Raw genomic sequence first — 14340 nt, 5'->3', positions numbered from 1 at the left:
GTCCACATATGGATCCCAGGGTCTGCGCCGCGTCGCTTCGCTCCTTGCTTCGCCCTGGGATGACGAAGTGGAAGGACGGTTCGGCCAATCTCGAAGGTTTGCGATTTGCCACTGAAATTGGCTGAGAGGAATTGTCGACGGCGCTGCCGATCGGCCCAACGTGTCAAAATCACTGTGCAGAGGAACTAGAGACAACCCTCAGGGGACCAATGCATGCCGCGCAAAAGCATGCCTCGGGCCTGACCCGGGGCCTGACCCGAGGGCATGCAGCGGTTTGCGATTGCGACATGCATAAACAAAGCCGCGCGGGCGGCGCGGCTTTGTTTTGCTGGTCGATCCACTATTTGGTCTGGAAGCGGGCGACCGACAGGAACTTGACGGCATTGCCGGTGAACCGGTTGGCGTCGGCCAGTTGATCCTCCGCCTGGAAGCCCACGGTATAGACTTCGGTTGGCGGCGTGTGCACGATATTGTAGGCGTAGCGCGGCGCCGTCGCTGCGCTGGAGACGGCGGCGACATTCTCGCCGCTGTTCAACGCCCAGCGCGCCGCGTTCGGCTCGGCAGCGACCACCACGGACTTGGGGCCGGGCTTGAGGTCACGGGCGGTTGCCCTGGCCGCCTTGCGGGTGGTCTTCACACCCGTGCCGATCGCCGCGGCCGGATCGGAGCCAGCCGGGCGGGCAAAGACAGCATCGCGCGGCGATGCGGGATTGCCCTTCGCCAGCTCACCGAGGACCGAGCTTGGCTGGGAGAGCGAAGCGACCTGGTATTCGTCGGTTGCGCTGACCCGTTCGAGGACAGCTTTGACCGCGTCAGACTGGACCGCGGCTGACTGGACCTGGTCAGGCTGGACCAACTCGGGCCGGGCCAAGTCAGGCTGGGCCAGATCGGGCCGAGCCGACGGCAGCACCGAGAACACATCGGTAGCGGTCTTGCTGTGCCCGGCCGTGTCCGCCAGCGCCAGAAGCACAGCCTTGTCCTGCGGCGCGAGGTCGGCCGCTGCAAGGTCGGCCGGCAGCGAGTGATTGGGACGCCAGGTCGGCAACGGGATGTCATTGGCAGCAACCTGCACCGCATCGGCGGCGACAACGGACGGTTCGGCCATGCCGAAGGGAGCGTTTGCCGGCGCTTGCGCGGTCGTCACCGCCTGTTCGGTGGTGGCGGTGGCATCCGCCACGCCGAACGGAACGGTTTCGGGCGGCTGAGCGACATCGGTCTTCGGACGCGGGGCGAAATCGGGCAGCGGCACGCTACGCGCCGGCAGCGCCGCGATGATCGTTTCCGGCGTGTCCTCCTCCGGTTCCGGAGCAGGCGCATCGGCGATTTGCGGAATCTCGGCGCGCTTCGCATCCTCAGGCGACACGATGGCAATGCCCGGAAGCTTGCTGTTCCTGGCGGCCGGCGCCGGCTTGGCGGACGCCAGCTTCACGTTCGCCGGCTTCACGGTTGACTTCGGCGTTGGCGCGACTGCCACATCGGCGCTGTCATCGGCCTCGTCTTCACCGCCGCCGAAGAAAGCCGCCAGCAGACCGCCGGATCTTTTGAAACCGCCACCTGCGCTGGCCATTTCGATGGCGGGAGCGCCGGCGCCCTTGCGCGCCTTGTAGGAGGCGAGCGCCTGTGAATAGCCGGGCAGCGGCTTGCCGTCGCTCGGCACATGCAGCGTCTTGCCATTGGGGAACACGCGCGCCAGTTCCTGGCGGCTGATGCCAGGCCAGTGCCGCACATTGCCGACATCCATGTGGACAAAGGGCGAGCCGGACCTCGGATAATAGCCGACGCCGCCGCCCTGCATCCGCAGACCGATGTCGCGCAGTTTCTTCAGCGGCACGCCGGGAATGTAGAAGTCCATGGCCTTGCCGAGCGTATGCTGGCTTTTCTTGGCTACGCCCCTGCTGCGGCTGCGCAGCATCGAGTTCGTCGATGACGAGCGATAACCACACACGACCTGGATGTAGTCGGTGGCGCCGCTCTGCCGGTAAGCCTCCCAGACCAGGTCGAGCAGGCGCGGATCCATCTTGGTCGGCTCGTTGCGGCGCCAGTCGCGCAGGATAACGCTGATCTTTTTCAGACCCGCCTGATCGTAGCGGCCGCTGCGCTTGAAGACGATCTCCGCCTTCTCTTTGGTGTGTAGGTTGTAGAGTTTCAGCGAACGTGTCTGGGCGCTGGCGCCGGTCGCAGCCGCTGTAAGGAAGCCAAAGGCGAGAATCACCGCTGCCAGCCATCTCGGCCAGGCGCTCATGTGATTGTGCCGCCCGTTTGTGTGTCGTTCGACTTTGTTCAAATCAAAAGGCCTTGCAGGCTGCCGTTTGTCCCCGGATTTGACCAACGGATGCGGTGGTGTTCGTATCCGAATATCGATCCTAATGGTTAATCATCGCTTATTGAAGCCGAAATGCGGTAACACCGTGGCGATATCCCGTCAAAAATATTGCACGGGGTTTCTTGGTAAACTGCTGGTTTAGATCATGTTTCGGGCTTTGCATGAACACGATCTGTTACCAGACGCCTCAATGCGTGAACACTGCCGGCAAGCGCGTCACTCGTGGCGCGTCACGCCCGATCGACGACTGTCGACTGTTCTGATGCCAGGCTGGCAAGCTGGCCAGACTTGCCTTGTCAGGAAGGACTTGCCTTGTCAGGGAGGACTTGGCTTGTCAGGAAGCAAGCCGGTCGATACGACCTGTTTCCGGATCGATGCCGTATTCCTTGAGCTTCCTGTAGAGCGTCGAGCGGCCGATGCCGAGGCGCCGGGCAACTTCGCTCATCTGGCCGCTATAATGGTCGATGGCGAGCTTGATCATTTCGAGTTCGACATCGGCCAGCGTCCGCACATTGCCGCGTTCGTCCAGCGCCCGCAGCGTGCCGAAGCGAGGCTGCGGCCTGGCTGGCGGATCGAGCTCGGTTACAGCGATGCCGTTAGGGGCGTGGGCGTCCTCGCCAAGCGGCTCCGTGACCAAAGGCGACGCGGGCAACACGCCATGAGCATCGAGGTTGACGGTGCCCTCGACCTGCGCCCGGATCTGCGGAAACTCCTCTTCGGTCAGCACATCGCCTTCACAAAGCACCGAGGCCCGGAAGACGGCGTTTTCCAGCTGGCGGATATTTCCCGGCCAGTCGTAGGCCTGCAGCATGGCGAGCGCCGCAGCCGAAATGCCGTGCAGGCGATGGCGTGGATCGGTGGGCGCAACCTTCTCCAGAAAATGCTCGACCAAATACGGAATGTCGTCGCGACGGTCGCGCAGCGGCGGCACGAAGATCGGATAGACGTTCAGGCGGTAGAACAGATCCTCGCGGAACTTGCCGTCCTTGACCTGCTGCAGAAGATTGCGGTGTGTCGCCGAGATCAGCCTGATGTCGACCCTGACGGTCGAGCGCCCGCCGACCGGATCGACCTCACCGTCCTGCACGGCGCGCAGCAGCTTGACCTGCACGTCGAGCGGCAGGTCGCCGATCTCGTCGAGGAAGAGCGTGCCCGAATGCGCCTCGACGAACTTGCCGGTGTGTTTTTCGGTGGCGCCGGTGAACGAGCCCTTCTCGTGGCCGAACAGGATCGATTCGACCAGATTGTCGGGGATGGCGCCGCAATTGACGGTAACGAACGGTTTTGAGCGGCGATCGCCGCTGCCCTGGATGGCGCGCGCCACCAGCTCCTTGCCTACACCGGATTCGCCTTCGATAAGAATCGGGATGTTGGACGCGGCCGCCTTCTGGCCGAGGCGGATCACCCGGTCCATCGCCGGGCTGTGCGTGATCATGTCCTTGAAGGTCAAATGGCCGCCGCGCCGCCGCGACGTGCGCTTCACTTCACCCTCGACCGCCTCGACTTTGAGCGCGTTGCCGATCGATGCCTGCAGCCTGTCGGGAGATGCCGGCTTGACGACGAAATCGAAAGCACCGTGACGCATGGCCGAAACGACGGTCTCGATGCCACCCTGGGCGGTTTGCACGATGACCGGAACCTGGATGCCGCGCTCACGCATCGCCTTCAGCACGCCGATACCGTCGAGACCCGGCATGACGAGGTCGAGGATGACCACCGACACGCTGCGCGCATTGGGCCCGTCGAGCGCATCGAGACCGGCCTCGCCGCCATCCGTGATGATCGCGCTGTGGCCGAATCTCGTCACCGCCGCCTCGAGCAGCCTGCGCTGCACGGGATCGTCATCGACTATGAGTATGGAACCTGTCATGACTGGTTCAACGATGCTCGCCCAACTGCCCACCCCAAAATGCCCACCCAATGGGGAATCCACCCTATGGATCATCTTGGCACAGGGTTCTAAATAAGGTTTCAAAAAACCCGGTGAACGAATTCCTTAGGATTTGACCGGCTTTGCTCATCCCCTTGAATCTTTGGCGCTTTGAATCTTAGGGTCTGACCGCTCAGGTCTTGCAATCTGGAAAGTATCGGCAATGAGCATGGTTTTTGGTCGGCAGCTTGCGGCGGCGGCGTCCGGTCAGGGCGCGGCGGAGCTTGGTGATCTGCCGGAATGGGATCTCGCCGATCTCTATTCGGGCATGGACGCCCCCGAGCTGAAACGCGACATCGCCAAGGCGATCGCCGATGCCATCAGCTTCGAGAGCCGCTGGAAAGGCACGCTCGCCGCCGAGGCGGAGCGTGCCGACAGCGGCAGGCTGGGCGAGGCGCTTGCCGCCTATGAGGCGCTGGAGGAACTGATCGGCCGGATCGTCTCCTATGCCGGACTGATCTATGCCGGCAACACCGCGGATCCGCAGCGCGCCAAGCTCTATGGCGACATTCAGGAGAAGATGACCGACGCCAGCGCGCATCTTCTGTTTTTCGCGCTCGAACTGAATCTTGTCGACGATGCCGCGATCGAAACCGCGCTTGCTGCCGATCCCGGCTTCGCTCACTACCGGCCGTGGGTGCTTGATCTGCGCATGGACAAACCCTACCAGCTCGAAGACCGGGTCGAGCAGCTTCTGCATGAGAAGTCGATTACCGGACGCGGCGCCTGGAACCGCTTGTTCGACGAGACGATGACCGATCTGCGCTTCGACATCGATGGCGAAGAGCTGACCCTGGAGCCAGCGCTGAACCGCCTCCAGCACCCCGATGGCGAGGTGCGCCGCCGGGCTTCTGAAGCGCTGGCCGCAACCTTCCGCAAGAATCTGCGCATCTTCACGCTGATCACCAACACGCTGGCCAAGGACAAGGAGATTTCCGACCGCTGGCGCGGCTTCGAGGACATCGCCGATTCGCGTCATCTCGCCAACCGCGTCGAGCGCAGCGTGGTGGATGCGCTGGCCTCAGCCGTTCGCGACGCTTACCCGCGCCTGTCACACCGCTACTATGCGATGAAGGCGCGCTGGCTCGGCATGGAAGTGATGAACCACTGGGACCGCAACGCGCCGTTGCCGGAGACCCCGCAAGCGATCATCGGCTGGGCCGAGGCCAAGAACACGGTGCTTTCCGCCTATCAGCGCTTTTCACCTGACATGGCGGAGATCGCCCGGGTTTTCTTCGACCGCAACTGGATCGACGCGCCGGTAAGGCCTGGCAAGTCGCCGGGCGCCTTCGCGCATCCGACCGTGCCGTCGGCGCATCCCTATGTTCTGCTCAACTACATGGGCAAGCCGCGCGACGTGATGACGCTGGCGCATGAGCTTGGCCACGGCGTGCATCAGGTGCTCGCCGCAGGCCAGGGCGCGCTGATGGCCTCGACGCCGCTGACACTGGCCGAGACGGCCTCCGTGTTCGGCGAGATGCTGACCTTCCGCTCGCTGCTGGACCAGACCACGGACAAGCGCGAGCGCAAGGCCATGCTCGCCCAGAAGGTCGAGGACATGATCAACACGGTCGTGCGCCAGATCGCTTTCTACGAGTTCGAGCGCAAGGTGCATGCCGAGCGCAAAAACGGCGAGTTGACATCCGACAGGCTTGGCCAGTTCTGGCTGGAAGTGCAGGCGGAAAGCCTCGGGCCGGCGATCAAGCTGCGCGAGGGTTACGAGGTCTTCTGGAGCTATATTCCACACTTCATCCATTCGCCTTTCTACGTCTATGCCTATGCGTTCGGCGACTGCCTGGTGAATTCGCTCTATGCGGTCTATCAGAATGCAGAGCGTGGCTTTCAGGACAAGTATTTTGCCATGCTGCGCGCCGGCGGCACCAAGCATCATTCCGAGCTCCTGGCACCCTTCGGTCTCGATGCCACCGATCCTGCCTTCTGGCAGATCGGACTTGGCGTGATCGGCGGGCTGATCGACGAGCTCGAAGCTTTGGACAATTGACGCGCAGCGCTGAACATCCAGGTTCGACAGAACAGTTTAGCCGCAATGCATATTGCGGCCATTCTATTCTTGCCCTAAATATCTGTTCTTGAATAACTCTCCGTGGAATTTTTCCGTTAGCTTTCCGGAAGCTGTATGATAGCGTCCCGCCACAACCGCAGTCGGGCGCCGGGCTTGGGCCAAATCTTCGGCCGGTCACGGCGCTTCGACGATTGCGACAGCGCCGTTGGCCATGGCAGGAAAAGCCGGTCGCCGACAGCGCGATCTAAGCCGGCTGTTCCGCGAGCAGCGGAGCACACCATTGAATGGTCCTTGTGCCAAGGTCCCAGGCCACGGCAGATGGATCGGACTGGAGAGAGACAATGGGCACTTTTTTCTACATGCTCCTGGCGTTCCTGGTAGGTGTGTTGGTTGGCTGGTTCATCTGGGGACGCCCGCGTGGCGAACGCGACAATGACATGGACCGAACCCGCAGCGAGCGCGACAGGCTGCGCGCCGACGCCGACCGCCTGGCCCGTGAGCTGGAAGTATGCCGCGGCGCCCGCGCCGACCTGGAGCGCCAGTTGGGCGAGGCACAAGGCGCCAAGACCGGTGCGACAAAGGCAGCAATCCCGGTGCCGCCGGCATTGATGGCGGCGCCGGCCAAGACGACGCCAGCAAAGACCGGGCCAGCAAGCACCGGGCCGGCAAAGACCACATCCAGGAAACCGGCGGCCGCGAAGGCGGCGGCCGCGCCGAAGGCCAGTGCATCGAAAGCGAGTGCGTCGAAAGCGAGCGCGTCGCAGGCAAGTGCGCCAAAACCTCCCGCATCGAAAGCTGCACCAAAGAGCGCTGCGCCAGCGGCAAAGAAAGCTGCGACAGCAAAGGCGGCGGCGGGCGAAGCCAGCAATCTGCGCCGCCTGATCGGCATCGGTCCGGCCAACGAGCGACTGCTCAACGGGCTCGGAGTCACGACCTATGCGCAGATCGCTGCCTGGACGGCCGCCGACGTCAAGCGGATCGAGGAGACGTTGAACTTCGACGGCCGCATCGAGCGTGAGCGCTGGATCGAGCAGGCGAAACTGCTTGCCGCCGGCGATGAGGAGGAATTCGCGCGCCGCTTCCCGACCGCGGGGACCGGGAGCAACACCTGAATTGCCTGCCGGCATCGAGCACATACAGACCGGCGACAACCCGCGAGGTGCTGCCGGTTTGCTTTTGCACCAAGGCTGCGTTTGCGTCTTGAGACGCCGGCCTCTCGATTGCGCGCGATCGAGCCGCCATATAGAGCGATAGCTGGCGTCATTGATCGCAGCATCCGAGTCCCATGCCCCTGCCCTCTGCAATTTTTCGAAATGACGAGCGCGCATATCAGCTCGTCTTCGACCGGCCGGCCGACATCATCGTGGCGCATGAGGCGGAGGATTTCCTGCCGGCTCTGGAAATTGCGCAGGCCGCGCATGACGCCGGCAAATGGCTGGCCGGCTATTTCTCCTACGAGGCCGGCTACCTGCTCGAGCCGAAGCTCGTTCCGCTGCTGCCGGGCGGACGCCGCGCCCCGCTTGTCTGCCTGGGGATCTTCGACGCGCCGATCGAACAGCCGATCGTGCCCGGCAACGCGCCGGCGACCAACGGCCCGATCTTTAGCGCCAGAGCCGCCTGGTCCTCAGAAGACTACGCAAAACGCTTTGCGCGGCTGCACAATCACATTCGCAAGGGTGATTGCTATCAGGGCAATCTGACCTTTCCGGTTCATGCGCAGTGGTCGGGCGATCCGCTGGCCGCCTTCGATGCGCTGACGGAGCGCCAGCCGGTGAAATACGGCGCGCTGATCGCGCTCGGCGATCCGGTGGTTTTGTCGCGTTCGCCGGAACTGTTCTTCGAGATCGACGCCGCAGGCATGATCGAGACGCATCCGATGAAGGGCACCGCCCCGCGCGGCGCGACCAAAGCGGAGGACAAGCGGCTGAAGGCGTTCTTGCTCAATGACGAGAAGAACCAGGCTGAGAACCGGATGATCGTCGATCTCCTGCGCAACGACATTTCGCTGATCAGCGAAGTCGGCACGTTGGAGGTGCCGGAGCTTTTCCGCATCGAGAGCTACCCGACCGTCCACCAGATGGTGAGCCGCGTGCGGGCCAAGCTGTTGCCCGACCTCACCATCCGCCGGATCTTCGCTGCGCTGTTTCCATGCGGATCGATCACCGGCGCTCCGAAAATCCGCGCCATGGAAATCCTGCACGATCTGGAAGCCACGCCGCGCGACGTCTATTGCGGCGCCATCGGCTGGATCGCGCCTGGCGGCACGATGCGCTTTTCGGTGGCGATCCGCACCATATCGCTCTTTTCCAGCGGCGAGGCCGTCTACAATGTCGGCGGCGGCGTCGTCTTCGATTCGACGGCCGAGGAGGAGTATCAGGAGTGCCTGCTGAAAGCGCGCTACGCGACGGGAACACCGCCGATTTCGAGTTGATCGAAACCATGCGCTGGCAGCCAGGCCAGGGCTTCCTCCGTTTCGACCGCCATTTGGCACGCCTTTATGGCTCGGCGGCCGAACTGGGTTTTGCCTGCGATCCGCAGAAGGTCGGCGAGATGCTCATGAACGCCGTCGACCGGCCTGACATCGCCTTGCGCACACGCCTCGTCCTGTCGCGCAGCGGCAAGGTGACGGTCTCGGCGCTGCCTTATGAGCCGCACGCGGCCGACAAGGTCTGGCGGCTGCAACTGGCGCGGGTGCGGCTTCAATCAAGCGACACGCTGCTGCGCCACAAGACGAGCCGCCGGGACATCTATCAGCGGGCGCGAGCCGAATATCTGATCAGCCGGGCCGACGAGGTGCTGCTGGCCAACGAGCATGGCGAAATCTGTGAGGGCACGATCACCAATCTGTTTGCCGATTTCGGCGACGGCGTGCTGGCAACACCGCGGCTCGATTGCGGCTTGCTGCCTGGCGTCTTGCGCGGCGAATTGCTGGATGAAGGCCGCGCCCGCGAGGCAATCTACAGTTTGGATGATCTGAAGTCGGCCAAAGCGCTGTTCGTCGGCAATTCACTGCGCGGACTGATCCCGGCACGGCTTGGCTGAAACGCAATCGAAGGCACCGGCGATACAATCTGTGATTGCGCCTTGCTTGTCTCCCCTTGAGTTATAAAAGATGCGTCCGGCCCGAGAAAAAATGGGCCGGACGCGCGGCGGCCGCTTGGGAGGAGCGACTATTCGCCTTCGTGGGTCTGACCGGAGCCGCCGACGGAAACGATGTTGAAGGGTTTGCCTTCGACGGCAATGTCGCCGGTTTTCTCAAACGACGTCGCGTCGACGAGATGCAGCACGCCTTGCAGGGGATCAGTGACCACGATCTTGTCGCCGGCGACCGCGACACGCGGCCTCGGATCGCTCCAGTGACCGTCCATCGAATAGGGGTCGGTCAGCTTGAGCGAGTTTGCGATCTCCCCCTTCACCACGTCGATCTGGTGAAGCTGGCCGTCCTCGGTGAAGACGTAGGCGAACTTGGCACGAACAGGGTCGACCGCGAAATGCACGCGGCGCGTCGGAAGGTTGATCAGCCGGAATGCGTCGCTCTCGATCGTCGGATCGATCAGCACCACCTTGTCGGCGCCGTAGTTGCCGAGGAAATATTGCAGGCCTCGGCCGCCGATCAGCGTCGTCGTTTTGCCATCCGGCAGGCTGTCGGCATAGGGCAGATGACGGATCGCCGGGCTGCCGTCGCCTTGGCTGACGACAAGCAGGCCGGTCGCGCAGGCGAAAGCCAGGATATTGCCGGAAGACGCCTCGCCGTGGAGGTCTGGGCAGGCGTGGATACCGCCGATCGGCGCGCCGGCTTTGTCAGCGACCCTGATGCCGACCGGGAGCTCGTCCGGCTTCTCCCGGTTCGGCTCCGACAGGAGGACATGGGAGCCATAGGCGACCGCGATGCCGTGCTGCGGCGCGTCGGTCTTCACTTCCCTGAAATCCGGCTTGCCTTCCAGGACCGCCTTCTCGGAGATGATGCGGGCGACACCCTCGCCGTCGAAGAAAGCGGCAAAGTCTCCGTCATGCTCGACGAAATGCGACGGCTCCTTGCCTGTGATCTCGACGCCGGCAAGTTTTGGCGCTTCGACGTCGATGTCGCCGTGCTCGCCGTGGTCCTCGAAGGAAATGCCGCTCGCGATCCCGGCAACGACGCCGGCCGAGCCCTGCACGGCAAACACGGTCCTGCCGCTTTCGCTGCGATGGAGCGAGGCTGGCCCTTTGATCTCAAACGTGTCGAGCTTTTCGCCATCGATCGCATCGATTACGGTCACCTTCGGGTCCGCGTGATCCGAGATGAAGAGGCGCCGTGCGGCCGCCTCCTCGGCATGGGCAGCACTTGTTGATAGGGACAGAAGCAGCGCGATGGCCGTGGCTGACGCCCAATTTGTCCTCATGGTATTCTCCTTAGATGTTATTACATAACGCATTATGATCGACGAAGAGGCGGATTGCTCCGCCTTTCCGTTGTGGCGGTCAGCTTCCGAGGATCGCGCCTTTGATCGTCGTGATGTTGTGCCGCATCATCTCGAGATAGGTCGCAGCCGGACCGTTCTTATCCGACAGGGCGTCGGAGTAGAGTTCACCGCCGACTTTCAGGCCCGTCTCGCTGGCGATCTGCTCGATCAGGCGCGGATTGGTGACGTTCTCCACGAAGATTGCCGAAGCCTTGTCTTGCCTAATCTGTTTGATCAGGGCCGCGACATCGGAGGCTGAAGCCTCGGATTCGGTGGAGACGCCCTCCGGTGCCAGGAATTTTATGCCGTATTCGTGCTCGAAATACCGATAGGCGTCGTGGGAGGTAATGATCGTGCGCTTGTCCTCGGGGATCTCAGCTACGGCAGCTTTGATCTCCGCTTCCAGTGCCTCGAGCTGCTGGCCGTATGATTCGGCATTGGCCCGATAAGTGTCACAGCCGGCTGCATCGGCGGCACAGAAGGCGTCGGCGATGTTCTTCACATAGAGTTCGGCATTGTGCACGGACTGCCATGCATGGGGATCGGACTCGCCGTGATGATGGTGCCCTTCCTCATGGCCATCTTCCGCCGCGGCGTGACCTCCCTCGCCCTCGGCGGCTTTATCCTGATCGTGGTGACCTTCTTCCTCGGTGTTGCGCAACACCTCGCCGCCTTTGGTCAATTCCACGATCGGCGCCTTCGTGGCGCTCGCCTCGACGAGACGCTGGAGGAAACCCTCGAACTGCAGGCCGTTGACCAGCACCACGTCGGCCGAACCGACGGTTGCCGCGTCGGCCGGTTTCGGTTCGTAGACATGGGCGTCACCATTCGGGCCGACCAGCGTGACGATGTCGACACGATCGCCGCCGACATTCTTGGCGAAATCGGCGATGATCGAGAAGCTGGCGACAACCCTAAGGTTCTCGGCAGCAGCCACTGACGGAGCGATTGGCAACGATGTTATAGCGCCTATCACGGCGGTGAGCTTCAGCGTCCTGGACATTCGATCGACTCCTTTGTTCAAGCGGTTCTGTGGGAGATGCGCCGGAGGCGGGGCAAGCAGCCGCGCGCCCCGGCAGAGATAAAAGGGAATGTGGATCGTGCCCGCCAACAGATGATCGCCGGGCCGCACGATCCCGTCGAAGCGCGCTGTTGTGGCCCAGCTTCAGGTCTTGAAAGATCACACAGGCAGCCATTCGATCCATCTTCGCGGGAGCCATCAAAGTCAGCCCCGCTCTTGACGATCCGTTATGTTATGTTATCACGCTCGTCAATCGAAAATGTTATACTATAACTGGCGCTCGCCATTATGATCAAAACTGCCTGGAACAACTGCCTGGAATACGGGGGAACAGCGGATGCCTGGACGCAACCAGCAGCTGGTGCTCGACGCGCTGGCGTGCTCCGAGAGGCCGATGGGGGCCTATGAACTGCTTGGACTTCTTCGCCAGGAAGGGCTCCGCTCACCGCTACAGATCTATCGCGCTCTGGATCGGCTCGTCGAGCGGGGCCTGGTTCACCGGATCGAGAGCCTGAGCGCGTTTGCGCTCTGCGTCCACAGCGAACGCGGCAGCCATGGGCGCGCCGCCTTTGCAATCTGCGCGAATTGCGGGCGGGCAAGTGAGGTTCATGACCCGGCATTGGAGCGCGTGCTGCGCCGCATTGCCCGACGGCAGGGCTTCCAAACCGACTCGGCCACGGTGGAGCTTTCGGGTCTATGCGAGGCTTGCGCGCATTGAAGAGAACGCCGGCCTTCCCAATATCCGGAGACGACACACGATCTGCCGCAGGGTGAATAGATCGGCGTATCCGCAGGTTGTTTTTGGCCTGCGGCCAAAGCTGTTGGGCGTGGAGGCATAGGGCTGTGGCCCGGATCGGGGACCATCGACGAGAGCTAGTGCTCGCCGCATCTTTTCCGCGCCATTGCTGGCGCTCGACCTCGACCACAAGGAAATGACTGCCGACCGTCAGCGACTGGTTGTCCTCCTTAATCACATGACGAAAGCAGCGTAGCTCGCGGCTTTTCGCTGGTTTATGACAATGATCTGTGGTTGTAGCGCGTGGCGGTCGGGCAAAAAATGCTCCGCTTTGCGTCTGTTTGCCCGGCTTTTCAGCCTATCTGAGGGGAGTAATCGATAAAATGGCGAATGAAAACTGGCCCGTTTACGGTGAGATCACCGGCCCCGTCGTGATGATCGGCTTCGGCTCGATCGGACGGGGAACGCTGCCGCTGATCGAGCGCCATTTCAAGTTCGACAAGTCGCGCATGACGGTCATCGACCCACGCGATACCGACCGCAAGCTGCTCGACGAGCGCGACATCACCTTCATGCAGGATGCGGTGACCAGCAAGAACTACAAGAAGCTGCTGACGCCGCTGCTGACCAAAGGTGGTGGCCAGGGCTTTTGCGTCAACCTGTCGGTCGACACCGGCTCGGTGGATTTGATGCGGCTCTGTCGCAAGCTGGGTGTGCTTTACATCGACACCGTCGTCGAGCCGTGGCTCGGCTTCTATTTCGATACCAAGGCCGACAATGCCAGCCGCAGCAACTACGCGCTACGCGAATCCATGATCGAAGAAAAGCGCGCGCACCCCGGCGGGGCGACCGCAATCTCCACATGCGGCGCCAACCCAGGCATGGTCTCGTGGTTCGTCAAGCAGGCGCTGGTCAACCTCGCCACCGATCTTGGCCTCGAGTTCTCGGAGCCCGCGCAGCACGATCGCGAAGGCTGGGCTAGGCTGATGAAGAAGGCCGGCGTCAAGGGTATTCACATCGCCGAGCGCGACACACAGCGCACCAAGAAGCCGAAGCCGATGAACGTGTTCTGGAATACCTGGTCGGTCGAAGGCTTCATCTCGGAAGGACTGCAACCGGCCGAGCTCGGCTGGGGCACGCATGAGAAATGGATGCCGAAGAACGGCAAGAAGCACAAGCATGGCTCGAAGGCCGCGATCTATCTGGAGCAGCCGGGCGCCAACACGCGAGTGCGCAGCTGGTGCCCGACGCCGGGCCCGCAATATGGCTTCTTGGTGACGCACAACGAGTCGATTTCGATCGCCGACTTCTTCACCCTGCGCGGCAAGAAGGGCAAGGTCCAATATCGCCCGACCTGTCACTACGCCTACCATCCCTGCAACGACGCCGTGCTGTCGCTGCACGAGATGTTCGGCGCCGCCGGCAACCCACAGCCGGTGCATCACGTGCTCGACGAAAACGAACTGGTCGATGGTGTCGACGAGCTCGGCGTGCTGCTCTACGGCCACGACAAGAACGCCTATTGGTACGGCTCGCAGCTGTCGCTGGCGGAAGCGCGCAAGCTGGCGCCTTATCAGAACGCCACCGGCATGCAGGTCACGTCGGCAGTGCTGGCGGGCATGGTCTGGGCGCTGGAAAATCCCGAGGCCGGCATCGTCGAGGCCGACGAGATGGACTACAGGCGTTGCCTGGAAGTGCAGTCGCCCTATCTCGGGCCAATCAAGGGCTACTACACCGACTGGACGCCGCTCGATAACCGCCCTGGGCTGTTCCCCGAAGACCTCGACAAAAACGACCCATGGCAATTCCGCAACATCCTCGTTCGATAGTGCAGCATCCCCGTTCGATAGCACTGTCTCACTGCC

At 62.5% G+C, this 14340-nt stretch carries 10 protein-coding genes; 6 read left to right on the top strand and 4 right to left on the bottom strand.

The annotated features are described in order from the left end of the window. Positions 1–340: 340 nt before the first annotated feature. On the bottom strand, positions 341–2242 hold the full coding sequence (locus NMG80_RS33730) for a peptidoglycan L,D-endopeptidase MepK (protein WP_254022144.1): 1902 nt from the start codon (positions 2240–2242) through the stop codon (positions 341–343). A 415-nt stretch (positions 2243–2657) separates the two neighbouring features. Then, a complete protein-coding gene (locus NMG80_RS33725) occupies positions 2658–4193 on the bottom strand; it encodes a sigma-54-dependent transcriptional regulator (protein ID WP_254022143.1) in 1536 nt (511 codons plus the stop codon). A gap of 223 nt (positions 4194–4416) precedes the next feature. Here NMG80_RS33725 and NMG80_RS33720 point away from each other — a divergent pair, with 223 nt between their 5' ends. The 4 genes from NMG80_RS33720 (at position 4417) to NMG80_RS33705 (ending at position 9318) form a co-directional block, all read left to right on the top strand. Next, positions 4417–6255, top strand: coding sequence for a M3 family oligoendopeptidase (locus NMG80_RS33720; RefSeq protein ID WP_254022142.1), 1839 nt, complete (start codon positions 4417–4419; stop codon positions 6253–6255). A 362-nt stretch (positions 6256–6617) separates the two neighbouring features. Next, complete coding sequence (locus tag NMG80_RS33715) at positions 6618–7388, top strand: helix-hairpin-helix domain-containing protein (protein WP_254022141.1); 771 nt, start codon at positions 6618–6620, stop codon at positions 7386–7388. Between the two features lie 173 nt (positions 7389–7561). After that, a complete protein-coding gene (locus tag NMG80_RS33710) occupies positions 7562–8707 on the top strand; it encodes an aminodeoxychorismate synthase component I (RefSeq protein ID WP_254022140.1) in 1146 nt (381 codons plus the stop codon). Then, positions 8656–9318: an aminotransferase class IV family protein gene (locus tag NMG80_RS33705; protein ID WP_254022139.1), complete on the top strand. Its 663-nt coding sequence runs from the start codon at positions 8656–8658 to the stop codon at positions 9316–9318. The genes NMG80_RS33710 and NMG80_RS33705 overlap by 52 nt, the downstream gene beginning before the upstream one ends. A 128-nt stretch (positions 9319–9446) precedes the next feature. Here NMG80_RS33705 and aztD read toward each other — a convergent pair whose 3' ends face one another. Continuing rightward, positions 9447–10658, bottom strand: coding sequence for a zinc metallochaperone AztD (gene aztD / locus NMG80_RS33700; protein ID WP_254022138.1), 1212 nt, complete (start codon positions 10656–10658; stop codon positions 9447–9449). Positions 10659–10737: 79 nt separating this feature from the next. Beyond that, a complete protein-coding gene (gene aztC, locus NMG80_RS33695) occupies positions 10738–11721 on the bottom strand; it encodes a zinc ABC transporter substrate-binding protein AztC (RefSeq protein ID WP_254022137.1) in 984 nt (327 codons plus the stop codon). Positions 11722–12076: 355 nt separating this feature from the next. On the opposite strand from aztC, the gene NMG80_RS33690 reads away from it, so the two are divergent. Both NMG80_RS33690 and NMG80_RS33685 read left to right on the top strand, forming a co-directional pair. Next, positions 12077–12457 (top strand): Fur family transcriptional regulator, encoded by a 381-nt coding sequence (locus NMG80_RS33690; RefSeq protein ID WP_254022136.1) that lies wholly within the window; start codon positions 12077–12079, stop codon positions 12455–12457. 401 nt (positions 12458–12858) lie between these two features. Then, the gene (locus NMG80_RS33685) at positions 12859–14304 is read left to right on the top strand and encodes a homospermidine synthase (RefSeq protein WP_254022135.1); all 1446 of its coding nucleotides are present in this window, start codon (positions 12859–12861) and stop codon (positions 14302–14304) included. Positions 14305–14340: the final 36 nt, after the last annotated feature.

Source organism: Mesorhizobium escarrei (assembly GCF_935825525.1).
GTDB lineage: Bacteria > Pseudomonadota > Alphaproteobacteria > Rhizobiales > Rhizobiaceae > Mesorhizobium > Mesorhizobium escarrei.
The sequence above is the reverse complement of the archived record's forward strand: the minus strand, read 5'-3'. Positions and strand labels throughout refer to the sequence as shown.

Bases quoted from the DNA above. Each gene is read 5' to 3' on its own strand.
- NMG80_RS33730 (WP_254022144.1), bottom strand. From the start codon at position 2,242: ATGAGCGCCTGGCCGAGATGGCTGGCAGCGGTGATTCTCGCCTTTGGC.
- NMG80_RS33725 (WP_254022143.1), bottom strand. From the start codon at position 4,193: ATGACAGGTTCCATACTCATAGTCGATGACGATCCCGTGCAGCGCAGG.
- NMG80_RS33720 (WP_254022142.1), top strand. From the start codon at position 4,417: ATGAGCATGGTTTTTGGTCGGCAGCTTGCGGCGGCGGCGTCCGGTCAG.
- NMG80_RS33715 (WP_254022141.1), top strand. From the start codon at position 6,618: ATGGGCACTTTTTTCTACATGCTCCTGGCGTTCCTGGTAGGTGTGTTG.
- NMG80_RS33710 (WP_254022140.1), top strand. From the start codon at position 7,562: ATGCCCCTGCCCTCTGCAATTTTTCGAAATGACGAGCGCGCATATCAG.
- aztD (WP_254022138.1), bottom strand. From the start codon at position 10,658: ATGAGGACAAATTGGGCGTCAGCCACGGCCATCGCGCTGCTTCTGTCC.
- aztC (WP_254022137.1), bottom strand. From the start codon at position 11,721: ATGTCCAGGACGCTGAAGCTCACCGCCGTGATAGGCGCTATAACATCG.
- NMG80_RS33690 (WP_254022136.1), top strand. From the start codon at position 12,077: ATGCCTGGACGCAACCAGCAGCTGGTGCTCGACGCGCTGGCGTGCTCC.
- NMG80_RS33685 (WP_254022135.1), top strand. From the start codon at position 12,859: ATGGCGAATGAAAACTGGCCCGTTTACGGTGAGATCACCGGCCCCGTC.